Genomic DNA, 22,787 nt, shown 5'->3' on the forward strand with positions numbered 1-22,787 from the left:
CAAGTGCCCGGCGGGGCGGGCCGGTCGGCGGTCCGTGCGGGGCGCGGAGCGGGTGAGGACGCGTCAGTTCGCGTCCACCGCAGGACGACACGGTCGGGTGAACGGGCCCGCGCACGTGTTCACCACCGCGGACAACGGTAACCTCGGGCCCATGGCCTCACGTACGTCCGGCAAGGGTTCCCAGGGCACGGCGGGCACCGCGAAGCGCGTCGGCGGTGGCCCGGGTCCGGCGAAGAAAGCCGCGCCCGCGAAAAAGGCGGCTGCCAAGAGGAGCGCGCCCCCCAAGAAGGCTCCCGCGAAGAAGGCGGTGGCCAAGAAGGTGGCCGCGCCCAGACCGGCGCCCTCACCCACCGGCGGCGTGTACCGCCTGGTGCGCGCGGTATGGCTCGGCGCGGCCCACGCCATCGGCGCGATGTTCCGCGGCATAGGGCGCGGTGCCAAGGGGCTCGACCCCGCGCACCGCAAGGACGGTGTCGCGCTGCTGCTGCTCGGCCTCGCGCTGATCGTCGCCGCGGGCACCTGGTCGAATCTGCGCGGTCCCGTCGGCGATCTCGTCGAGATGCTCGTCACCGGCGCCTTCGGCCGGCTCGACCTGCTGGTGCCGATACTGCTGGGCGCCATCGCCGTACGGCTGATCCTCTATCCCGAGAAGCCCGAGGCCAACGGCCGGATCGTCATCGGGCTGTCCGCCCTCGTCATCGGGGTGCTCGGCCAGGTCCACATCGCCTGCGGATCACCCGGGCGCGAGGACGGCACGGAGGCCATGCAGGACGCGGGCGGGCTGATCGGCTGGGCCGCGTCCAAACCGCTGATCTTCACCATGGGCGAGGTGCTCGCCGTCCCACTGCTCCTGCTGCTCACCGTCTTCGGGCTGCTGGTGGTCACGGCGACCCCGGTGAACGCCATCCCGCAGCGACTGCGGCTGCTCGGCGTCCGGCTCGGGATCGTCGACCCGCTGGAAGAGCCGGAGGCGGCGGACGGGAGCGACGACGAGCGGTACGACGAGCAGTGGCGCGAGGCGCTGCCCGCCCGCTCCCGGCGATCCCCCCGGCGTGCGGAGGCGCCCGAGGCGTCCGAGGAGGTGTACGACACCGACCGCGTCGAGGCCGAGGCGCTCGCCAAGCGCCGCGGCCGGCCGCGCAGGCCCTCCGCGCAGCCCGCGATGAACCGCACGATGGACGCGGTCGACGTCGCTGCCGCCGCTGCCGCCGCGCTCGACGGCGCGGTGCTCAACGGCATGCCGCCCTCGCCCGTCGTCGCCGACCTCACCCAGGGCGTCTCCGTGGACCGCGAGCGCCCCGGCACCCCGGTGCCGGGGGCCAGGGGAGAGGCGGAGCCCGCTCGGCGGCCCGGCGAGAGGGCGTCGTCGCCCTCCGGCGGTGTACCCGACCTGACCAAGCCGGTACCCGAGCGCTCCGAGCCGCAGGGTCTGCCGGCCCGCGCCGAGCAGCTCCAGCTGTCCGGCGACATCACGTACTCGCTGCCCTCGCTCGATCTGCTGGAGCGCGGCGGCCCCGGCAAGACCCGCAGCGCCGCCAACGACGCGATCGTCGCGTCACTGACCAACGTCTTCACCGAGTTCAAGGTCGACGCGGCCGTCACCGGCTTCACCCGCGGGCCGACGGTGACGCGGTACGAGGTGGAGCTCGGTCCGGCCGTGAAGGTCGAGCGGATCACGGCGCTCGCCAAGAACATCGCGTACGCCGTCGCCAGTCCCGACGTCCGGATCATCTCCCCGATCCCGGGGAAGTCGGCGGTCGGCATCGAGATCCCCAACAGCGACCGCGAGATGGTCAACCTCGGAGACGTACTGCGCCTCGCGGACGCGGCCGAGGACGACCACCCCATGCTGGTCGCGCTCGGCAAGAACGTCGAGGGCGGCTACGAGATGGCCAACCTGGCGAAGATGCCGCACGTCCTGGTGGCCGGTGCGACCGGTTCCGGAAAGTCCTCCTGCATCAACTGCCTGATCACCTCGGTGATGATAAGGGCGACTCCGGAGGACGTCCGTATGGTGCTGGTCGACCCCAAGCGCGTCGAGCTGACCGCGTACGAGGGCATTCCGCACCTGATCACGCCGATCATCACCAACCCGAAGAAGGCCGCGGAGGCGCTTCAGTGGGTCGTGCGCGAGATGGATCTGCGCTACGACGACCTCGCCGCGTTCGGGTACCGGCACATCGACGACTTCAACCACGCCGTGCGTACCGGAAAGCTCAAGACTCCGGAGGGCAGCGAGCGGGAGCTGTCGCCGTACCCGTATCTGCTGGTGATCGTCGACGAGCTGGCCGACCTGATGATGGTCGCGCCGCGCGATGTCGAGGACTCGATCGTCCGCATCACCCAGCTGGCCCGAGCCGCCGGTATCCATCTGGTGCTCGCCACCCAGCGGCCCTCCGTGGACGTCGTCACCGGTCTGATCAAGGCGAACGTGCCCTCCCGGCTCGCCTTCGCGACCTCGTCACTCGCCGACAGCCGGGTCATCCTCGACCAGCCCGGGGCGGAGAAGCTCATCGGAAAGGGTGACGGGCTGTTCCTGCCGATGGGGGCGAACAAGCCGACCCGGATGCAGGGCGCCTTCGTCACGGAGGACGAGGTCGCCGCCGTGGTCCAGCACTGCAAGGACCAGATGGCCCCGGTGTTCCGCGAGGACGTGGTGGTCGGCACGAAGCAGAAGAAGGAGATCGACGAGGACATCGGCGACGACCTGGACCTGCTCTGCCAGGCCGCCGAACTGGTCGTCTCCACCCAGTTCGGATCCACCTCGATGCTCCAGCGCAAGCTGCGGGTGGGCTTCGCCAAGGCCGGCCGGCTGATGGACCTCATGGAGTCCCGGAACATCGTCGGACCCAGCGAGGGGTCCAAGGCGCGCGACGTCATGGTGAAGCCGGACGAGCTCGACGGGGTGTTGGCACTGATTCGCGGGGAAACCGGTTCGTGAGAGTTTCGGCCCGTGCGGGTTTGGGCCGTGCGGGTTTTGGTTCGTGAGGGTTTTGCGGGCAACCGTTTCGCCGGGTCGTACGTCAAGTTGAAGGGAGGGACAGCAGAGTGTCCTTCCGAGAGGCGGTCCGGCGCATCGGAGTCTGTTCGAATCTGATGGCGTACAAAGTGCTCCCTCCCGGTTGCCCCACCCTTTCTTACCCCCCCTAGACTGAACATCCAGCAGGTGGCTCACGCTCGAAAGGCGCCCCCGTGTCCATCGGCAACTCCCCCGAAGACGACCGGCCTTCGATCGGTCGAGTGCTCCAGCAGGCTCGAATCGCCGAAGGTCTCACGGTCGAAGAGGTCAGCACGTCCACCCGGGTGCGCATCCCCATCGTGCACGCGATCGAGGACGACGACTTCTCCCGCTGCGGCGGCGACGTGTACGCGCGCGGCCACATCCGTACGCTGGCACGTGCCGTCTCCATCGATCCGGAACCGCTGGTCTCGCAGTACGACGGCGAGCACGGCGGCCGTCCCTCGCCCACCCCGGCGGCTCCCCTGTTCGAAGCCGAGCGGATCCGTTCCGAACCCCGACGGCCCAACTGGACCGCGGCCATGGTCGCGGCCATCGTCGCCGTGGTGGGATTCGTCGGCTTCACGTTCTTCAAGGGCGGTGACGAGCCCTCGACGGCCGGCCGGGTCGCCGAGGGACCGACGTCCGACAAGATCACCCCCAAGCCGGCGAGCAGCAAGCCCGCCGACCCCAAGCCGGCCCCCTCCGACAGCGCCATCGCCGCGGCGCCGCAGGACAAGGTGACGGTCAAGCTCAGCGCCAGTCAGGGCAAGAGCTGGATCTCCGCCAAGGACCACAACGGCCGGCTGCTCTTCGACGGGCTGCTCCAGCAGGGCCAGTCCAAGACGTTCCAGGACAAGGAGCGGGTCGACCTCGTCCTCGGTGACGCCGGTTCTGTCGAGCTCTTCGTCAACGGCAAGAAGGTCGAGGACCAGTTCCAGCCCGGTCAGGTCGAGCGGCTCTCGTACACCAAGGGTGACCCCGAGGTCGGCTGACCAGTACCCGCACGGTTCGCACACAGCGGCGAGCGCCCGGCCATCACGCCGGGCGCTCGCCGCTTTGTCACTCCCTGTGACCGAGGAACCTGCACGCGGGGGCCAGTGCCGGGACAAAGTAGTCTTGAGCCCATGCCCGAACGCCGTACCGTCGCCCTTGTCACTCTTGGCTGCGCCCGTAACGAGGTGGACTCGGAGGAGCTCGCAGGCCGCTTGGCAGCGGACGGCTGGGAGCTCGTCGAGGATGCCTCCGATGCCGATGTCGCCGTGGTCAACACCTGTGGATTCGTCGAGGCCGCCAAGAAGGACTCCGTCGATGCCCTGCTCGAAGCCAATGATCTGAAGGACCACGGCCGCACCCAGGCCGTCGTCGCCGTCGGCTGTATGGCCGAGCGCTACGGAAAGGACCTCGCAGAGGCCTTGCCGGAAGCGGACGGAGTCCTCGGATTCGACGACTACGCAGACATCTCGGACCGCCTCCAGACCATCCTCAACGGTGGCATCCACGCCTCCCACACCCCGCGCGACCGCCGCAAGCTCCTGCCGATCAGCCCGGCCGAGCGCCAGGACGCCACCGTCGCCCTGCCCGGCCACGCCCAGGAGGCCGCACCGGCCCCCGCCGATCTCCCGGAGGGCATCGCCCCGGTCTCCGGACCCAGGGCACCCCTGCGCCGCAGGCTTGGCACCAGCCCGGTCGCCTCGGTGAAGCTGGCCTCCGGCTGCGACCGCCGGTGCTCCTTCTGCGCCATCCCGTCCTTCCGCGGCTCCTTCATCTCGCGCCGCCCCTCGGACGTCCTGGGCGAGACCAGGTGGCTGGCCGAGCAGGGGGTGAAGGAGGTCATGCTGGTCTCCGAGAACAACACCTCGTACGGCAAGGACCTCGGCGACATCCGGCTGCTGGAGACGCTGCTGCCGGAGCTCGCGGACGTCGACGGGATCGAGCGCATCCGGGTCAGCTATCTGCAGCCCGCCGAGATGCGGCCCGGCCTCATCGACGTGCTGACCTCGACGCCGAAGGTCGCGCCGTACTTCGACCTCTCCTTCCAGCACTCGGCCCCCGGCGTGCTGCGGGCGATGCGCAGGTTCGGTGACACCGACAGCTTCCTCGAACTGCTGGACACCATCCGGAGCAAGGCGCCGCACGCCGGTGCGCGCTCCAACTTCATCGTCGGCTTCCCCGGTGAGACCGAGGCGGACGTGGCGGAGCTGGAACGGTTCCTCACGGGAGCGCGCCTCGACGCCATCGGCGTCTTCGGCTACTCCGACGAGGACGGCACGGAGGCGGTCGGTTACGCCGACAAGCTGGACGCCGACGCCATCGCGGAACGGCTCGCGCACATCTCGCAGCTGGCCGAGGAGCTGACCTGCCAGCGGGCCGAGGAACGCGTCGGGGAGACGCTCCAGGTGCTCGTCGAATCGGTCGAGGCGACCGAGGACGAATCCCGCGCCGTGGGCCGCGCGGCGCACCAGGCCCCCGAAACGGACGGCCAGGTGCTCTTCACGGCACGCGAGGGTCTCGTCCCGGGCCGTATGGTCGAGGCAGAGGCAGTGGGCACCGAGGGCGTCGACCTGGTGGCCGAATGCCGTGAGCTTGCGGAGGTGGCCAGATGACCGGAGCGCCGGCATCCGCGACAGGGGGTTCCGGCGCTACGCCGGTCCGCGGCGGGAAGCTGGGCACTGCGGCCGTCAATCAGGCGAGCCTGTGGAACATCGCGAATCTCCTCACCATGGCCCGGCTGGTGCTGGTGCCCGGCTTCGTCATGCTGCTGCTCCACAACGGCGGATACGACCCGGCCTGGCGCTCCTTCGCCTGGGCGGCCTTCGCCGTCGCGATGATCACCGACCTGTTCGACGGACATCTGGCGCGTACGTACAACCTGGTCACCGACTTCGGGAAGATCGCCGACCCGATCGCGGACAAGGCGATCATGGGCGCCGCGCTGATCTGCCTGTCGTACCTGGGTGATCTGCCCTGGTGGGTCACGGGCGTGATCCTCTTCCGGGAGCTCGGCATCACCGTGCTGCGGTTCTGGGTGATCCGCCACGGGGTCATTCCGGCCAGCCGCGGCGGGAAGATGAAGACGCTCGCGCAGGGGACGGCGGTCGGGATGTACGTCCTGGCGCTGACCGGACCGCTGGCGACGCTGCGGTTCTGGGTGATGGCGGTGGCCGTCGTGCTGACGGTCGTCACCGGTCTGGACTATGTGCGCCAGGCCATCGTGCTGCGTCGCCAGGGGCTCGCGGCGGAACGGTCCGCCGCGGCACAGGAGGCCGTCGAGGCGGCCGCTGAGGCGCCGGGGAGCAGCGAGGGCGCGGACAGGGTCTCCGGGGCCCCGGACAGGGTCTCCGGGACCTCAGGGGCTCGTGGAGCGGCGGAGGCCGAGCGGTGACAGCCGCGGCCCGGGTGCTGCGACTGCTCGTCGAGCGGGGCGAGACCCTGGCTGTGGCGGAGTCGCTGACCGGTGGCCTGGTCGCCGCGGAGTTGACGTCCGTACCCGGCGCCTCGCGGTCCTTCCGCGGGTCCGTGACGGCCTACGCGACCCCCCTCAAGAGTGAAGTCCTGGGTGTGGATCCAGCCCTTCTCGCGTCACGCGGTGCGGTGGACGCCGAAGTGGCCCGCCAGATGGCGGCGGGCGTGCGCCGGGTCCTGGGCGCGGACTGGGGCCTGGCCACCACCGGAGTAGCGGGCCCCGAGCCGCAGGACGGCCGGCCGGTGGGAACGGTCTTCGTCGCAGCCTGCGGGCCTGACGGCGAGGCGAAAGTGGCCACACTGAGGTTGAACGGCGGACGAGCGGACATCCGTAATGAGAGCGTACGGAGCGTGCTCGATCTGCTCTCCGGCGAACTCGGCGAGTACGCGAGCGCACAGGATACGGAACAGATCGGGGGGAATTGATGTTTGCAGCCCTGAGTGAACACGACATCGCTCCCCGCACGGCCGCGGCGCTAGGCGGTACGGTGGGGCGTGAAGGATGCGGCTACGCGGTCCGAGGAGGGAGCCACCGATGATTCTGCTCCGTCGCCTGCTTGGTGACGTGCTGCGTCGGCAGCGCCAGCGCCAAGGCCGTACTCTGCGCGAAGTCTCCTCGTCCGCCCGAGTTTCGCTCGGCTATCTCTCCGAGGTGGAGCGGGGGCAGAAGGAGGCATCCTCCGAACTGCTCTCCGCCATTTGCGACGCGCTTGACGTACGGATGTCCGAGCTCATGCGTGAAGTGAGCGATGATCTGTCGCTGGCTGAACTGGCCGAGTCGGCAGCAGCCGGCGATCCGGTACCCGTACCGGTGCGCCCCAGGCTCAATTCCGTCTCTGTTTCGTCGGTGGCTGGTGTACCGACGGGACGGGTGACCATCAAGGCGCCTGCGGAAGCGGTGGATGTCGTCGCCGCCTGACCCGCTCGGTTCGGTGTGAATCCGGAGCCCCGGTTCTCCCCTCAGGGGGTGGACCGGGGCTTCTGTGTGTGCTTCGCGTGATGGCGGGCAGACGGTCTCTGTGAGACCGGGGAAGCATCTCGTACAGAGATTTCCCCGAATGACCGTTTCGCTTCGTTTGTGCCATCGTGGGTGGTGCTGAACGGAATGGATACAGATCGGAGACGTGCATGTCTGTAGTGAAGAGCCCGCTGTCCGAGGCCGACCTGAAGTCTGTCGGCGGTGCGCTCCAGGGCGCCCTGGTGGACCTCGTCGACCTCTCCCTGGTCGCGAAGCAGGTCCACTGGAACGTGGTGGGGCCGCGCTTCAGGTCCGTGCACCTTCAGCTCGACGAGGTCGTCGACACCGCCCGCCAGCACTCCGACACGGTTGCCGAACGGGCCTCCGCGCTCGGCGTCAATCCGGACGGGCGGTCGGGGACGATCGCCAGGACCACGGCCATCGACTCCGTGCCCGAGGGCTGGGTCAAGGACGTGGACGCGGTACGCACGCTGGTCGACGCCCTCGGTGTGGTCATCGGCCGGATGCGGGAGCGGATCGAGCTGACCGGCGACCCCGACCCGGTCAGCCAGGACATCCTGATCGCGCTGACCGCTGATCTTGAGAAGCACGCGTGGATGTTCCAGGCCGAGAGCGCCTGAGTCCACGCCCTCAAATCCCCTTCCGCTCGAATCCCATTCGAATCCCATTCGAGGAGTTGCCATGACCGACGAAGGCGCCAAGGACAAGATCACCGGTAAGGCCAAGGAGGCCATGGGCAAGCTGACCGGTGACCGCCGCAAGGAGACCGAGGGCAAGACGGACCAGGCGAAGGGCAAGGCCAAGGGCGCCATGGGTGATGCCAAGGAGCACGCCGAGGGCGTCAAGGACTCGCTGACCGGCGACGACAAGCACTGAGGCCCGAGCCGCATCCAGAGCGGAGCCCCCACCGTCCGACGGTGGGGGCTCCGCTCTGGATGCGGCCCGGGCGGAGCCGGGTGAGACTGCGAGGGTGCGCGCCTGCGCCGCGCGCGCCGGTACTGCACCGGTGCGCTCTCCCCTTGGGGGATCAGGCCGGACATATTGCCGGGAGGTACTGGGTTCGGCCGGAGGAGGCAGCCATGGTACGGCGATGGGTGCCGGCGCTCGTTCTCGGCGGTGTGTGGTGGTGGGCCGTGCTGCGGCTGGTGCTGGAGCCGGCGCACGCCGGGGTGGTCGAGGGAGCGGTGGCGGCGGGCGGCTGGGGGCTGAGCCTCCTGCCGGTGCATGTGGCGGCGACCGCCCGGCCGACCGGGATATTCGACGCGGGTACCGGGCTGCTGCGGCGGTGCGCGGCGGGGGCGCGGTCCCGGTGGGCCGGTGCGGCGGCTACCAGGGCATGGCGACGCCACCGTTCGGGCGGAGGATCTGACCCGTCATGAAGGCCGACGCGTCGGACGCCAGATGCAGCACCGTGTGTGCCACGTCCATGGGTTCCCCGACCCTGCCCAGCGGGGAGATCCGGGCCATGGTGGCCTCCGCCCGGTGCTGCTGTTCCGCGTCGTGGCGGGCGGTCATGGGGGTGCGGACCCAGCCCGGCGCGACGGCGTTGACCCGAATGGAGTGCGGCCCCAGTTCGGTCGCCAGGGTCTTGGTCAGCTGGACCACCGCCGCCTTGGCCGTGCTGTAGCAGAGCAGCCCCGGGCTCGCGGAGTCGACCGCACCCGAGGCCATGGTGATCAGGGAGCCGGGAGCCTCGCGGGCGAGCATCGTGCGGGCCACTTCCTGGCAGGCGTACAGCACACCCTTGAAGTTGACCGCGAGTACCCGGTCGAGGTCCTCGTCGGCGGTCTCCAGGACGCTGCTGGTGTGCATGATCCCGGCGACGGCGGCCAGGATGTCGAGATCCCCGGCGGCCGCGACGGCGGCCCGGACCTGATCGCGGTCCGTGACATCCAGCGGATGCGTGTGGGCTTCGCCACCCGCCGCGCCGATCAGTTCCAGGGTCTCCTGGAGGCCCTTGGCGTCGAGATCGGCGCAGTGGACGGTGGCGCCCGCCTCCGAGAGCAGGACGGCACAGGCGCGGCCGATACCGCCCGCGGCGCCGGTGACGAACGCGGATCGGCCGGTGAGGTCGTACGCGGCAAGGGGCATGACCGGACCGTACGACCGGATCTGACGACCCGTCAACTAGGGGGTGGGGCCGGACTGGCAGTGCGGGCACCAGTAGGCGGGCCTGGCGTCCTGCTCCGCCGCACGGATCGGGGCCCCGCAGCGCAGACAGGGGCGGTGGGTTCTGCCGTAGACCCAGAGGTTCTCGCTCGGGCGGCCGGCGCGGAACGGCTGACCGGCGGCGGTGCGGGGACTTGTGCCGGTGGTGGTGATACGGACCGGGCGGTCGCGGTTGGCTTCCAGGAGCTGGTGGGCGGTGCTCACCAGAAGGGGAGCCGTGGCGGCCGGCAGGTCACCGATGGGGAGCCACGGGGTGGCACGGGCCAGGAAGCACAGCTCGGCCTTGTAGATGTTGCCGATGCCGGCCAGGTTGCGCTGGTCCAGCAGAGCCTCACCCAGCGGGCGGGCCGGGTCGGCGAGCAGATTGCGCAACGCCGTACCGGCGTCCCAGTCGGGGCCCAGGAGGTCGGGGCCGAGGTGGCCGACCGCCTTCTCCTCGTCCGCGGTGCGCAGGAGCTCCAGGACCGGGAGGCGGTAACCGACGGCCGTGTGCGCGGTGTTGGCGAGGACGGCGCGGATCTGGTGCGCGGGGCCGCCGCGCCAGCGTTCGTCGGGGCCGTAGATCCGCCAGGCGCCGTCCATCCGCAGATGGCTGTGGAGGGTCAGGCCGCCCTCGAAGCGGGTCAGCAGATGCTTGCCGCGCGCGATGGCGTCGAGCACGGTCCGGCCGGTGAGGTCGGCGGTGGCGAAGCGGGGGACGCGGAGGTCGGACCGGGTGAGGACCTGGCCCGCGAGCGCCTGGTGCAGACGCCTGGCGGTCTGCAGGACGGTGTCTCCTTCTGGCATGCCTCCATGATGCGTGGCGCGGGCGGGGGACGCGGGGGATGCGTGGTGCGCGGGCGGGGAACGAGCGCGTACGGGTGCGCCTGCCGGGTCAGGCGCGGAGGCGGAGGCCTCTGGGGGTGGCGAGGAAGCCGGCCGCCTCCAGCGTGCGGCCCAGCGGTGAGGTCAGCGCCGAGACGCCGTTGGTGCGCTCCACCGTCACCGTGCCGAGGGCGCCCGCCCTGGCCGCCGCGGCCAGGGCGTCGGCTGCGGCCCGCAGCGCGGGGTCCTCCGGATCGGTCGGCCAGGCCAGCAGCGTCTTCCCGCCGCGTTCCATGTACAGCGCCAGCTCGCCGTCGACCAGGACCACCAGGGAGCCCGCCTTGCGGCCGGGCTTGTGCCCGGCTCCGTCCGGCGGCTCGGGCCAGGGCAGCGCCGCTCCGTAGGCGTTGGCCGGGTCGGCCGCCGCGAGGACCAGGGCGGTGGGAGCCAGGCCGGGCTCCTTGCGGTCGCGGGCGGTGGACGCCGCGCGGAGCCGGTCGACCGCGCCGTCCATCGCGAACTGTGCGGCCCCCAGCCCCTCCACGACATAGCCGCGCCGGGCCTGCCCGTTGTCCTCGAAGGCGGCCAGTACGCGGTACGCGGCGGAGAACCCGCCCTCGACGCCCTCGGCCTGGACCGCGCCGCGCGTCACCACACCGTGCCGGTCCAGCAGGGTGCGGGCCAGCGCGTGGGCCCGGTGCGTGGGTTCGGGTTCGGTGGCGGGCAGCAGGGACCAGCGGCCGGAGACCGTGGGCGGACCGGTGCGCGAGGCGGGGCGGGCGGCGGCCGTCAGTGAGCCGTAACGGCCGCGTGGGACGTTCCGTCTGGCGCGGTGCGCGGTCGAGCCGGCGGTGCGGCCCGAGCCCAGGAGGGAGCGCAGCGGTGCGAGCGTGTCGTTGGTGAGCCGGCCCGACCAGGTGAGGTCCCAGACGGCGTCCGCCAGCTGCGGATCGGTGCAGTCCGGGTGTGTGGTGGCCCGGACCTGATCGGCGATCTGGCGGAAGAAGAGCCCGTATCCGCCGGTGAGGGTGGTGAGCACGGATTCGTGCAGCGCGCTGAGTTCGAGCGGGCGCGGGGGAGCCAGCAGCAGGGGCGCGCTGTCGGCCAGGTAGAGGGAGAGCCAGCCGTCCTTGCCGGGGAGGGCGCCCGCACCGGCCCACACGACCTCGCCGGTGGTGGTGAGCTCGTCCAGGAGCGCGGGGGAGTAGCCGGTGACGCGGCCTGGCAGCACCAGCTTCTCCAGGGCGGAGGCGGGGACCGGAGCGCCCTGCAACTGCTCGATGGCGCGGGCCAGTCCGTCGATTCCGCGCAGGCTGTTGCTGCCGAGGTGCTGCCACTGGGGCAGGAAGCCCGCGAGGGCGGCGGGCGGGACCGGCTCCAGCTCATGGCGGAGCGCGGCGAGCGAGCGGCGCCGCAGCCGGCGCAGCACCGTGGCGTCGCACCACTCCTGGCCGATGCCGGCGGGATGGAACTCCCCCTGGACGATCCGGCCGGAGGCCGCCAGGCGTTGCAGCGCACCGTCCGTGACCGCGGTGCCGAGGCCGAACCTGGCAGCGGCGGCGGTGGAGGTGAACGGGCCGTGCGTACGGGCGTAGCGGGCGAGGAGGTCACCGAGAGGGTCCTTCACCGGTTCGGTGAACGCCTCCGGGACGCCGACGGGGAGGGCGGTGCCCAGCGCGTCGCGCAGTCGGCCCGCGTCCTCGATCGCCGCCCAGTGCTCGTCACCGCCGATCCGGACCCGGATGGCCCGGCGAGCCGACGACAGCTCCTGCGCCCACGGCTCCTGTGCCCCGCGCTCGGTCAGCTCGGCGGTGGTGAGCGGCCCGAGGACCCGCAGCAGATCTGCGACGCCCTCGATGTCCTTGATCCGGCGGTCCTCGGCCAGCCACTGGAGCTCCCGCTCCAGCTCGGTCAGGACGTCCGCGTCCAGCAGCTCGCGCAGCTCCGCCTGGCCCAGCAGCTCGGCCAGCAGATGGGAGTCGAGGGAGAGCGCGGCCGCCCGCCGCTCGGCAAGGGGTGAGTCGCCCTCGTACAGGAACTGCGCGACGTAGCCGAACAGCAGCGAGCGCGCGAACGGGGAGGGCTCCTGGGTCGTCACCTCGACCAGGCGGATCCGGCGGGCTTCCAGATCGCCCATCACTTCCGTGAGCCCGGGGACGTCGAAGACGTCCTGGAGGCATTCGCGGACCGCTTCGAGGACGATGGGGAACGAGCCGAACTCGGAGGCGACCTGGAGGAGCTGGGCGGCCCGCTGCCGCTGCTGCCACAAGGGGGTGCGCTTGCCGGGGCTGCGCCGGGGAAGCAGCAGGGCCCGCGCCGCGCACTCGCGGAACCGGGAGGCGAACAGGGCGGAGCCGCCGACCTGGTCGGTGACGATCTGTCCGATCTCGCCCTGCTCGAAGGCGACATCGGCGGCGCCGACCGGGGGCTGGTCGCTGTCGTGGGCGGTGTTCGGCGGCGGGAGAGGCGCCCCGCCGCCGGATTGCGACGCCCGGTCCTGGTCCACCGGGTCGAAGTCCAGCAGATCCAGGCCCATCATGTCGGCGTCCGGCAGCCTGAGCACGATGCCGTCGTCGGCGTGCATGACCTGGGCGTCCATGCCGTACCGCTCGGCCAGGCGGGCGCCGAGCGCGAGCGCCCAGGGGGCGTGCACCTGGGCGCCGAACGGTGAGTGCACGACGACGCGCCAGTCACCCAGCTCGTCGCGGAAACGCTCGACGAGGATCGTCCGGTCGTCCGGTACGTGGCCGCAGGCCCGGCGCTGCTCGTCGATGTACGACAGGACGTTGTCCACGGCCCAGGTGTCCAGGCCCGCGGCCAGCAGTCTTTCGCGGGCGTCCTCGGGGGACAGCCCGCCGAGCTCGCGGAGGAAGGCGCCGAGGGCGCGGCCCAGCTCCAGCGGGCGGCCCAGCTGGTCGCCCTTCCAGAACGGCAGCCGTCCGGGGACGCCGGGCGCGGGGGACACCAGGACCCGGTCGCGGGTGATGTCCTCGATCCGCCAGGACGTGGTGCCCAGCGTGAAGACGTCCCCCACCCGGGACTCGTAGACCATCTCCTCGTCCAGCTCACCGACCCGGCCGCCGCCCTTCTTCGGGTCGGCGCCCGCCAGGAAGACTCCGAAGAGCCCGCGGTCGGGGATGGTGCCACCGGAGGTGACGGCGAGCCGCTGGGCGCCGGGGCGGCCCGTGACCGTGCCCGCGACACGGTCCCAGACCACGCGCGGGCGCAGCTCCGCGAAGGCGTCGGACGGATAGCGGCCCGCCAGCATGTCGAGGACGGAGATGAACGCCGACTCGGGAAGCGAGGCGAAGGGCGCCGCCCGGCGGGCCACGGCCAGCAGATCGTCCACCTGCCAGCTGTCCAGAGCGACCATCGCGACCAGCTGCTGGGCCAGCACGTCCAGCGGATTGGACGGGATCCGCAGCGCCTCGATGGAGCCCTCCCGCATCCGCTCGGTGACCACAGCGGCCTGCACCAGGTCACCGCGGTACTTCGGGAAGACGACTCCGGTGGATACCGCGCCCACCTGGTGTCCGGCCCGGCCCACCCGCTGCAGCCCGGAGGCGACCGACGGCGGTGACTCGACCTGGATCACCAGGTCGACCGCGCCCATGTCGATGCCCAGCTCCAGGCTTGAGGTGGCGACCACGGCGGGCAGCCTGCCCGCTTTGAGGTCCTCCTCGACCTGGGCCCGCTGCTCCTTGGAGACCGATCCGTGGTGCGCACGGGCGAGCAGGGCGGGGGCGCCCTTCGCGGCGCCCGACTCGGCCATGATCTCGGCGGGTGAGTGGGCCTCCGGCATAGTCTCGCCGGTGGCCCGCTCGTAGGCGATCTCGTTGAGCCGGTTGCAGAGCCGCTCGGCCAGCCGGCGGGAGTTGGCGAACACGATGGTGGAGCGGTGCGCCTGGACGAGATCGGCGATCCGCTCCTCCACCTGCGGCCAGATCGACGGCTTGTCCGCCTGGTCCGCGGTGTCCGGTCCTGCGGCGGGGGAGCCGCCGAGCTCGCCCAGGTCCTCGACGGGTACGACCACCGACAGATCGAACTGCTTGGTGGACGGCGGCTGGACGATCTCCACCCTCCGCTGCGGGGAGAGGAACCGCGCCACTTCGTCGACCGGACGGACCGTGGCGGACAGGCCGATCCGGCGGGCCGGCCGGGGCAGCAGCTCGTCGAGACGCTCCAGCGACAGGGCGAGGTGTGCGCCGCGCTTGGTGCCCGCGACGGCGTGCACCTCGTCCAGGATCACCGTCTCGATCCCTGCCAGCGCCTCCCGTGCGGAGGAGGTGAGCATCAGGAACAGGGACTCGGGGGTGGTGATCAGGATGTCCGGTGGCCTGGTCGCCATCGAGCGGCGCTCGGCGGGCGGGGTGTCGCCGGAACGGATGCCCACCCGTACCTCGGGCTCCGGCAGTCCGAGGCGCACCGACTCCTGGCGGATGCCGGTGAGCGGGGAGCGGAGGTTGCGCTCCACATCGACCGCGAGGGCCTTGAGCGGCGATACGTACAGCACCCGGCAGCGCTTCTTCGCCTCGGCGGGCGGCGGGACCGCCGTCAGCTGGTCCAGAGCGGCGAGGAAGGCCGCCAGGGTCTTGCCGGAACCGGTCGGCGCGACGACCAGTACGTCGGAGCCCTCACCGATCGCCCGCCAGGCACCCTCCTGCGCGGCCGTGGGCGCGCTGAAGGCTCCCGTGAACCAGCCGCGGGTCGCGGCGGAGAACGAATCGAGTGCGGAGCCGGTCATGGTCCCCATCGTGCACCCAGCCACTGACAACGGCCGCGAGCTGCGAGAATTCGGGTATGGCGGGAGCTGCGGGGCAGGGTGAGTGGGCGAGGCACTGGCAGTACGAGGAACTGCCGGAGCTCGACCTGCTGCGGGCCCGCTACGTCCGCCACACCTTCCCGAGGCACAGCCATGAGGGCTATGTCCTCGGCGCTGTCAGCCAGGGCATCGAGGACGTCGCCCTGCCCGGCGGCACCGTCCACGCGGGCCCCGGCTCCGTCGTGATGATCAATCCGGAGGTGCCGCACACCGCCAGGGCCGGTGTTCCCGAGGGCTGGGTGTACGCCACGCTCTACCCGTCCGCACAGGTGATCAGCGACATCGCGGCCGATACGACGAGCCTGCGCGGAACGGTCGGCTTCGCGGAGACGCGCGTGATCGATCCGCACGCGGCCCGGCTGATCCGCGCGGTCCACCGGGCCGCTGAGGAGGGCAACGCACTGGCGGCGGACAGCGTGCTGCGGGTCCTCGTCACGCATCTGCTCACCGGGCACGGCAGCGCTCTTCCCACGTTCGAGCCCCGGGCGGCGGGGGCGCGGGACGCGGAGCGGGCCCGCGCCGTACTGGAGTCCAGGATGGCCGGGCCGCCCACCCTGGAGGCGCTGGCCACCGAGCTGGGCACCAGCCCGTTCGCCCTGCTGAGAGCCTTCAAGAAGCAGTACGGAATGCCGCCGCACACCTGGCTCACCGACGCCCGGGTCCGCCGTGCCCGCCGGATGCTCGACGCGGGCACGCCGCCCGCGGTGGCGGCCGCAGAGGTCGGCTTCACCGACCAGCCGCACCTCAACCGTCATTTCACCCGGATCGTGGGCGTGCCACCGGGCGCCTACCAGCGCGAACGTGCAAGAACGTACAAGACCGATCCGGAACCACCCCAGTAGCGTTCCGAACGTGGCAGAACAGACAACACCTCAACGAGTCGGTGAACCGGCCGACGCCGGTGGGATCGCCGACGGCAGCGTGATCACCGCCGGTGCCAAACCGGACGCGGCCGTCGTACGGGACGCGCTCGGCGTCGGCATAGCCGTCGGACTCTCCGGCTTCGCCTTCGGCGTCACCTCGGCCGGCTCCGGACTGAGCCTGCTGCAGACCTGCGCGCTCAGCCTCCTCGTTTTCACCGGCGCCTCCCAGTTCGCCCTGGTGGGCGCGCTCGCGGCGGGCGGCAACCCGTACACCGCGGCAGCCGGCGCCTTCTTCCTCGGAGTGCGCAACTCGTTCTACGGCCTGCGGCTGTCGCAGCTGCTCGCCCTCCCGCGCGCCGTGCGCCCCTTCGCCGCCCACTGGGTGATCGACGAGACGACGGCCGTGACCCTGCCCCAGCCCACCCGGCGCGCCGCCCGGATCGGCTTCACCGTCACCGGGCTGACGCTCTACGTGCTGTGGAACCTCACCACGCTGGTCGGCGCCCTGGGCGCGGAGGCGCTCGGTGACACCGACGCCTGGGGGCTGGACGCGGCCAGCCCCGCCGTCTTCCTCGCCCTGCTCGCGCCGATGCTGAAGACCACGACGGAGCGCGTCACCGCCGGGCTGGCGGTCGTTCTCGTCCTAGGTCTGCTGCCGCTCCTGCCCGCGGGGGTGCCCGTACTGGTCTCCGCGCTCGCGGCGCCCGCCGTCCTCTTTATGAAGGGACGCGACAAGGGCCCGGCCCCTCGGAACGCCCAGCCCGCCCAGCCCGCCGGGAAGCCGCCGCACGCGCAGGGCGCGAAGGGCTCTCGCACGATCACGCCGGAGGACGGCCGATGAACATCTGGATCGCCATCGCCCTCACCGCCGTCGGCTGCTACCTGGCCAAGCTCCTCGGCCTCCTGGTGCCCGCCGGTGCTCTGGAGCGCCCCATCGTCCAGCGCCTCGCGGCGCTGCTGCCGGTGGCGCTTCTGGCCGCCCTGACCGCACAGCAGACCTTCGGTGACGGGCAGCACCTGGCGCTGGACGCCAGGGGCGCGGGTCTCGCCGCGGCAGCGCTCGCGCTCGTCCTGCGCGCCCCTTTCCTCGTGGTGGTGGGCGCTGCCGTGGTCGTCACCGCCGCGGTGCGCGCCCTCGGGTGAACGCGGGCGGCGGGCGGGCAGCCCGGGTCAGCCCAGGTGCCGCCCGTGCGCGCGCAGCGTCTGCAACGCCCTGAGCGTCACCAGCGGGCGTCCCTCCAGAGCCGTCCCCGGCGCCCACTGCCGCCAGGTCACCGGCCAGCCGCCGTCCGCCTGCTGCCCGGCCGCCAGGTGGTCCAGCGACAGCTCCATCTCGGCGTCGGTGAACCACCGGCGGGCGAGCGACTCGGGGGCACGGGCGTAGTCGTACGGGAAGTGCTGCTCGCCGGGCGCGTAACCGGCCGCCACCGGATAGTCCGCCCGCTGCTCCGGATCGAGCACGGCGAGCCGCTGCTCGCGTACCAGGCGCCCCAGACGATCGGCCGCCGCCTCGGCCCGCGACCGGTCAGGGGCTCCGTCGAGAAAGGCGACGGCCGCCTCGATCTCGTACGGATGAGACACCTGAAGGGCATCGACGGCCGCCCAGCAGAAGTCGGTGGCCCGGAACAGCCAGGCATGCCACACCGCGTTGCGGTGCAGCAGCCCTACCACGGGGCCGGTGGCCAGCAGCTCGGCCGGCGGGTCGTCGACGATCGGAATGAACGGTGCGGCCGGATAGCCGCGCTGCGAGGGGAGAAGGGCGGGCAGGGCCCCCTCCTTCGTGGACACATCCGTAAGGAAGCGGCAGATCCGCTCCACCCGGATCCCGTCGCAGCGGCCGATGGAGTCGAGGACGCTCAGCGCGTGGGCCGTGTGCAGCGGCTGGCTGACGGGTCCGCGCAGATCGGGTTCGAGCGCGTGACCGTACCCGCCGTCCTCATTGAGATGGGCGGCGAGCGCTGTTTCCACGGCATCGGCGCTTCCGTTCAGGAAGTGGTGGGCGAACCGCCGCTGTTCGAGGACACGGGCCGTGAGCCAGATGAACTGCTCGGCACGGTTGAGGGGACTTTCTCCGGTTCCAGCCATGGACCGACCGTAAGCCGGTGCGAGCTCCCGGCAAGGGCAGGCGGCCCGGCTGCACTCTCAGGAGCGGGATACTGGTGGCATGCGGTTGACGATTTTCTGGGAACGGATGGCGGACCACTTCGGCGCGGGCTACGCCGACTCCTTCGCGCGCGACCATGTGATGGCCGAGCTGGGAGGCCGTACCGTCCATGAGGCACTGGCCGCCGGCTGGGAGGCCAAGGACGTCTGGCGCGGAGTCTGCGCGGCGGTCGGCATCCCCGCGGACAAGCGCTGAGGCGCAGCTCGGAGCCCTGCGCCGGACGACGGTTGCCCGGGGTGCGCGCCGGAGTGTCGCAGCCGTAGGCGAGACTGGTTCTGTGGCACCGACAGACGAGACCGTTCAGACCCAGCCGCCCCTCACCCCGCCCGTCCCGCCGGTCGAGCCATCGGCCCCGCCGTCGGGCGCGGGTCCGGTCCGGATGCCCGCCTGGCTGCCGCGTGCGATGGTGCTGGCCCTCGCGCTCTACGCCTGCTTCCGGCTCGGCAGCTGGGCGTTCGACCAGCTCATCGGCCTGCTGATCAACATACTGATCGCCTTCTTCCTGGCGCTCGCCATCGAGCCCGCGGTGAGCCGCATGTCGGCCGCCGGTATGCGCCGGGGCCTCGCCACGTTCCTGGTCTTCCTCGCCGTGCTGATCGCGAGCATCGGTTTCGTCGTGATGCTCGGCTCGATGCTCGCGGGCCAGATCGTCGACATGGTCGACGAGTTCCCCAAGTACCTCGACTCGGTGATCAACTGGGTCAACCAGACCTTCCACACGGAGCTCTCCCGGGTCGAGGTGCAGGACAGCCTGCTGCACTCCGACTGGCTGCAGAAGTACGTCCAGAACAGCGCGACCGGTGTGCTCGACGTGTCGACCACGGTCCTCGGCGGCATGTTCCGGCTGCTGACGATCTTCCTGTTCTCCTTCTACTTCGCCGCCGACGGACCCCGGCTGCGCCGCGGACTGTGTTCCGTCCTCCCGCCCTCCCGCCAGGCGGAGGTGCTGCGGGCCTGGGAGATCGCGGTCGCCAAGACCGGCGGATACCTCTACTCGCGCGGGCTGATGGCGCTCGTTTCGGGAATCGCGCACTACATCCTGCTGGCGGCCCTCGGAGTGCCGTACGCGCCGGCGCTCGCGGTCTGGGTCGGGCTCGTGTCGCAGTTCATCCCCACGATCGGCACCTATCTGGCGGGCGCCCTGCCGATGCTGATCGCCTTCACCGTCGACCCCTGGTACGCGCTCTGGGTCCTCGGGTTCGTCGTCGTGTACCAGCAGTTCGAGAACTACCTGCTCCAGCCCAAGCTGACCGCCAGAACGGTCGACATCCACCCGGCGGTCGCCTTCGGCTCGGTGATCGCGGGTACGGCACTGATGGGCGCCGTCGGCGCGCTCATCGCCATCCCGGCGGTGGCCACGCTGCAGGCCTTCCTCGGCGCCTATGTGAAGCGGTACGCCGTCACGGACGACCCGCGGGTGCACGGTCAGCACCAGTGGCGGCTCGGCGAACCGCTGGCGGCGCGGCTGCGCCGATTCAGGCAGGCCCCGGAGAGCGACGGCGGGCGGCCGCCGGGTGAGGGCGACGAGCCGCAGGGACCGCAGCCGCGCCCCTGAGGGCGGGCGAGCCGGGGCGGCGTGGCGCGCTTGACACCAAAATCGAACATCCGTTCTCATGGGATTCCGGCCGGGTTTTGCCGGGCTCGACCGTGGAGTTGTCCACAGGCCGGGAGGACGTCGAGGCCCATTGTCAGTGGCAGGGGTTAGCGTCTGAGACGTGAAGCGATCGACTCAAGCAAATCGGGTGGAACCCATGGCAGGAAACGACCGCGAGAAGGCGCTGGACGCCGCACTCGCACAGATTGAGCGGCAATTCGGCAAGGGCGCGGTCATGCGCCTCGGCGAGCGGCCCAACGAGCCCATCGAGGTGATCCCCACCGGTTCGACGGCGCTCGACGTCGCGCTCGGCGTCGGCGGCCTGCCGCGCGGCCGTGTGGTGGAGGTGTACGGACCGGAGTCCTCCGGTAAGACGACACTGACGCTGCACGCCGTGGCGAACGCGCAGAAGCTCGGCGGCACGGTGGCCTTCATCGACGCCGAACACGCGCTGGACCCCGAGTACGCGAAGAAGCTCGGCGTCGACATCGACAACCTCATCCTGTCCCAGCCGGACAACGGTGAGCAGGCCCTTGAGATCGTGGACATGCTGATCCGCTCGGGCGCCCTCGACCTGATCGTCATCGACTCCGTGGCGGCCCTGGTGCCCCGTGCGGAGATCGAGGGCGAGATGGGCGACTCGCACGTGGGTCTGCAGGCCCGCCTGATGAGCCAGGCGCTCCGGAAGATCACCAGCGCGCTCAACCAGTCCAAGACCACCGCGATCTTCATCAACCAGCTCCGCGAGAAGATCGGCGTGATGTTCGGCTCGCCGGAGACCACCACCGGTGGCCGCGCGCTCAAGTTCTACGCCTCGGTGCGCCTCGACATCCGACGGATCGAGACGCTCAAGGACGGCACCGACGCCGTCGGTAACCGCACCCGCGTCAAGGTCGTCAAGAACAAGGTCGCGCCGCCCTTCAAGCAGGCGGAGTTCGACATCCTCTACGGCCAGGGCATCAGCCGCGAGGGCGGTCTGATCGACATGGGCGTGGACCACGGCTTCGTGCGCAAGGCCGGCGCCTGGTACACGTACGAGGGCGACCAGCTCGGCCAGGGCAAGGAGAACGCCCGCAACTTCCTCAAGGACAACCCCGATCTCGCCAACGAGATCGAGAAGAAGATCCTGGAGAAGCTGGGCGTCGGTGTACGGCCCGACGCGGCCTCCGCCGATCCCGCGGCGGACGCGGCGGCCGGTACCGCCGCTGCCCCGGCCGAAGGTGCGGCCAAGCCGGTGTCCGCTGCGGCCGGCAAGACCAAGCCGGCCAAGACGACGGCGGCCAAGAGCTAGACCGTGACGCGTCGTACGGAGTGGCCGGACTTCGCCGCCGAACCCGGCGAGGGCCCCGGCACCGGATTCGCCGCCGCATCAACCGACGGAAGCACCTCCGGATCCGGCTCTGAGGCCGGTCTCCCCTACGAACCGGCAGCGGGGGCCGGCCGGGGCAGGAGACCGGGGCAGGGATCGAGTCCGGGGTTCGGTGAGGGGGCCGGGCGCCGTTCCCGGTCCCGTTCCAGAAGCAGCGGCTCCCCCTCCTCGTCGAGGGCCGAGAAGGGGGAGCCGCGAGACCCGGTCGAGCAGGCGCGCAACATCTGTCTGCGGCTGCTCACCGGGACGCCGCGCACCCGCAAACAGCTCGCGGACGCCCTGCGCAAGCGGGAGATCCCGGACGAGGCCGCGGAAGAGGTCCTGTCGCGCTTCGAGGATGTCGGTCTGATCGACGATGCCGCGTTCGCCGACGCCTGGGTGGAATCCAGGCACCACGGCCGAGGACTCGCCCGCCGCGCCCTCGTCCGCGAGCTACGGACCAAGGGCGTGGACGCGACGGTCATCGACGAGGCCGTCGGCCGGCTCGACCCGGACCAGGAGGAGGCGACGGCGCGCGAACTCGTCGCGCGCAAACTCCGCTCCACGCGGGGGCTGGACCGCGACAAACGGCTGCGCAGGCTTGCCGGCATGCTCGCCCGCAAGGGATACGGGGAGGGAATGGCCCTGCGGGTGGTGCGCAGGGCACTCGAAGAAGAGGGCGAGGACACGGAAGGGCTGGACGAACCCTTCTGACCGGGGCCTGCGGGCGGGGCTTCCGACTGGGGAGTCCGGCCGGTCGGCGTGCGCTACTGGCCGGCGCGGGCCGCGCGGCTGATGGTGGCGTCGATCAGGGCGACCGCGTCGGCGGCGGTGCGCCCGGGGTAGCGGTTCCACGGCCCGATCAGCCCGGTCCAGCCCTGGGAGCGGAGCTCGGTGATCAGCCAGGCGCCGGCCCGGTCGACGGTCGCCGCCGAACCGTAGCCGAGGCGATGCGCGGTGAGCATGGCACCGCAGACGCAACGGGCGCCCCTCGCGTTGCGCAACCGGTACGGGGTGTTCTGCCAGCCCCACTCGGTGAGGATCCGCCGTGCGTGGGCGAGGTGGGTGGAGGGCCGCACCTCGGGCTGTCCGATGCGCCGCCAGGAGTGGAGCCGGTCGGGCAGTACCGCACCGAGGCGCCCGGGGAGCGGACGCTCGCGCGGCGCGGCGGCGGGCAGCGTGCGAACGGTGTCCGCGATCAGCTGATCGACCGGCACGGACAGCAGATCACGCCAGTCGGCAGGGTCCGCCTGCGACGGATGTGACGGGCGTGAGGGGTGCGACGGGTCCGTACCAGGTTCGGCCGGGATGGGACGTACGGGACGTACGGGTTCCTGAGCCGTGCGGTCCCAGCCCGTGACGATCTGCCGCCACGCGTCCGTGTCGTGAAGCCGGGCGGCCTGAACGTCCAGCTCGTCAGGGGTCAGCGAGGAGGACAGCGCGGTGGTCGGAGCAGTCGTCGGAGCTGTAGTCGGCATTGGTGTGGGCTCCCCGTCGTAGCGGCGTAGCGGCGCCTGGTCGTTGAGCCGAATGTCCGTCCCGTACGGCGATGGCTCCACCGGAGCGAGGCCATACGGGTGT

The 22,787-nt window shown here is 71.4% G+C and carries 21 protein-coding genes; 16 read left to right on the top strand and 5 right to left on the bottom strand.

What is annotated here, in order from left to right:
* Positions 1-151 precede the first annotated feature (151 nt).
* From ACFVQ0_RS27415 to ACFVQ0_RS27455, 9 genes are all read left to right on the top strand, one after another.
* Complete coding sequence (locus ACFVQ0_RS27415; RefSeq protein ID WP_390091868.1) at positions 152-2,941, top strand: DNA translocase FtsK; 2,790 nt, start codon at positions 152-154, stop codon at positions 2,939-2,941.
* A gap of 251 nt (positions 2,942-3,192) precedes the next feature.
* Entirely contained in the window at positions 3,193-3,993 is an 801-nt protein-coding gene (locus ACFVQ0_RS27420) for a helix-turn-helix domain-containing protein (RefSeq protein ID WP_390091869.1), read from the top strand.
* A 132-nt stretch (positions 3,994-4,125) separates the two neighbouring features.
* Positions 4,126-5,604 (top strand): 30S ribosomal protein S12 methylthiotransferase RimO, encoded by a 1,479-nt coding sequence (gene rimO / locus ACFVQ0_RS27425; RefSeq protein ID WP_390091870.1) that lies wholly within the window; start codon positions 4,126-4,128, stop codon positions 5,602-5,604.
* On the top strand, positions 5,601-6,383 hold the full coding sequence (pgsA, locus tag ACFVQ0_RS27430) for a CDP-diacylglycerol--glycerol-3-phosphate 3-phosphatidyltransferase (protein ID WP_390091871.1): 783 nt from the start codon (positions 5,601-5,603) through the stop codon (positions 6,381-6,383). The genes rimO and pgsA overlap by 4 nt, the downstream gene beginning before the upstream one ends.
* Positions 6,380-6,889 carry a CinA family protein gene (locus ACFVQ0_RS27435; protein WP_390091872.1) on the top strand — a complete coding sequence of 170 codons (510 nt, stop codon included), beginning with the start codon at positions 6,380-6,382 and terminating at the stop codon, positions 6,887-6,889. The genes pgsA and ACFVQ0_RS27435 overlap by 4 nt, the downstream gene beginning before the upstream one ends.
* 109 nt (positions 6,890-6,998) lie before the next feature.
* Complete coding sequence (locus ACFVQ0_RS27440) at positions 6,999-7,382, top strand: helix-turn-helix domain-containing protein (protein WP_024492760.1); 384 nt, start codon at positions 6,999-7,001, stop codon at positions 7,380-7,382.
* A 209-nt stretch (positions 7,383-7,591) separates the two neighbouring features.
* Positions 7,592-8,062, top strand: a complete 471-nt coding sequence (locus ACFVQ0_RS27445) for a Dps family protein (protein ID WP_390091873.1) — start codon at positions 7,592-7,594, stop codon at positions 8,060-8,062.
* 61 nt (positions 8,063-8,123) lie between these two features.
* Complete coding sequence (locus ACFVQ0_RS27450) at positions 8,124-8,318, top strand: CsbD family protein (RefSeq protein ID WP_390091874.1); 195 nt, start codon at positions 8,124-8,126, stop codon at positions 8,316-8,318.
* A gap of 203 nt (positions 8,319-8,521) precedes the next feature.
* Positions 8,522-8,821 carry a hypothetical protein gene (locus tag ACFVQ0_RS27455; RefSeq protein WP_390091875.1) on the top strand — a complete coding sequence of 100 codons (300 nt, stop codon included), beginning with the start codon at positions 8,522-8,524 and terminating at the stop codon, positions 8,819-8,821.
* On the opposite strand, the gene ACFVQ0_RS27460 is transcribed toward ACFVQ0_RS27455, so the two are convergent.
* From ACFVQ0_RS27460 to ACFVQ0_RS27470, 3 genes are all read right to left on the bottom strand, one after another.
* Positions 8,769-9,533 carry an SDR family NAD(P)-dependent oxidoreductase gene (locus ACFVQ0_RS27460; protein WP_390091876.1) on the bottom strand — a complete coding sequence of 255 codons (765 nt, stop codon included), beginning with the start codon at positions 9,531-9,533 and terminating at the stop codon, positions 8,769-8,771. The genes ACFVQ0_RS27455 and ACFVQ0_RS27460 overlap by 53 nt on opposite strands.
* Before the next feature lie 36 nt (positions 9,534-9,569).
* Positions 9,570-10,397, bottom strand: coding sequence for a DNA-formamidopyrimidine glycosylase family protein (locus ACFVQ0_RS27465; RefSeq protein WP_390091877.1), 828 nt, complete (start codon positions 10,395-10,397; stop codon positions 9,570-9,572).
* Positions 10,398-10,485: 88 nt separating this feature from the next.
* Positions 10,486-15,159: a DEAD/DEAH box helicase gene (locus ACFVQ0_RS27470; protein WP_390091878.1), complete on the bottom strand. Its 4,674-nt coding sequence runs from the start codon at positions 15,157-15,159 to the stop codon at positions 10,486-10,488.
* 56 nt (positions 15,160-15,215) lie between these two features.
* Between ACFVQ0_RS27470 and ACFVQ0_RS27475 the strand changes: the two genes are divergently transcribed.
* The 3 genes from ACFVQ0_RS27475 (at position 15,216) to ACFVQ0_RS27485 (ending at position 17,243) form a co-directional block, all read left to right on the top strand.
* On the top strand, positions 15,216-16,079 hold the full coding sequence (locus ACFVQ0_RS27475; RefSeq protein ID WP_390091879.1) for an AraC family transcriptional regulator: 864 nt from the start codon (positions 15,216-15,218) through the stop codon (positions 16,077-16,079).
* Between the two features lie 64 nt (positions 16,080-16,143).
* Complete coding sequence (locus tag ACFVQ0_RS27480; RefSeq protein WP_390092046.1) at positions 16,144-16,941, top strand: AzlC family ABC transporter permease; 798 nt, start codon at positions 16,144-16,146, stop codon at positions 16,939-16,941.
* Positions 16,938-17,243 carry an AzlD domain-containing protein gene (locus ACFVQ0_RS27485; protein WP_390091880.1) on the top strand — a complete coding sequence of 102 codons (306 nt, stop codon included), beginning with the start codon at positions 16,938-16,940 and terminating at the stop codon, positions 17,241-17,243. Before ACFVQ0_RS27480 ends, ACFVQ0_RS27485 begins: the two co-directional genes overlap by 4 nt.
* 27 nt (positions 17,244-17,270) lie before the next feature.
* On the opposite strand, the gene ACFVQ0_RS27490 is transcribed toward ACFVQ0_RS27485, so the two are convergent.
* Entirely contained in the window at positions 17,271-18,185 is a 915-nt protein-coding gene (locus ACFVQ0_RS27490; RefSeq protein ID WP_390091881.1) for a hypothetical protein, read from the bottom strand.
* A gap of 79 nt (positions 18,186-18,264) precedes the next feature.
* Between ACFVQ0_RS27490 and ACFVQ0_RS27495 the strand changes: the two genes are divergently transcribed.
* The 4 genes from ACFVQ0_RS27495 (at position 18,265) to recX (ending at position 21,920) form a co-directional block, all read left to right on the top strand.
* Positions 18,265-18,459, top strand: a complete 195-nt coding sequence (locus ACFVQ0_RS27495; protein WP_390091882.1) for a DUF3046 domain-containing protein — start codon at positions 18,265-18,267, stop codon at positions 18,457-18,459.
* Positions 18,460-18,643: 184 nt separating this feature from the next.
* On the top strand, positions 18,644-19,819 hold the full coding sequence (locus ACFVQ0_RS27500; protein ID WP_390092047.1) for an AI-2E family transporter: 1,176 nt from the start codon (positions 18,644-18,646) through the stop codon (positions 19,817-19,819).
* A 196-nt stretch (positions 19,820-20,015) separates the two neighbouring features.
* Positions 20,016-21,149, top strand: a complete 1,134-nt coding sequence (recA, locus tag ACFVQ0_RS27505) for a recombinase RecA (RefSeq protein ID WP_390091883.1) — start codon at positions 20,016-20,018, stop codon at positions 21,147-21,149.
* A 3-nt stretch (positions 21,150-21,152) separates the two neighbouring features.
* On the top strand, positions 21,153-21,920 hold the full coding sequence (gene recX, locus ACFVQ0_RS27510) for a recombination regulator RecX (protein ID WP_390091884.1): 768 nt from the start codon (positions 21,153-21,155) through the stop codon (positions 21,918-21,920).
* 53 nt (positions 21,921-21,973) lie between these two features.
* Here recX and ACFVQ0_RS27515 read toward each other — a convergent pair whose 3' ends face one another.
* Positions 21,974-22,684: a hypothetical protein gene (locus tag ACFVQ0_RS27515; RefSeq protein ID WP_390091885.1), complete on the bottom strand. Its 711-nt coding sequence runs from the start codon at positions 22,682-22,684 to the stop codon at positions 21,974-21,976.
* Between the last annotated feature and the right edge of the window lie 103 nt (positions 22,685-22,787).

It is taken from the genome of Streptomyces sp. NPDC057900, from assembly GCF_042887885.1.
Taxonomy (GTDB): Bacteria; Actinomycetota; Actinomycetes; order Streptomycetales; family Streptomycetaceae; genus Streptomyces.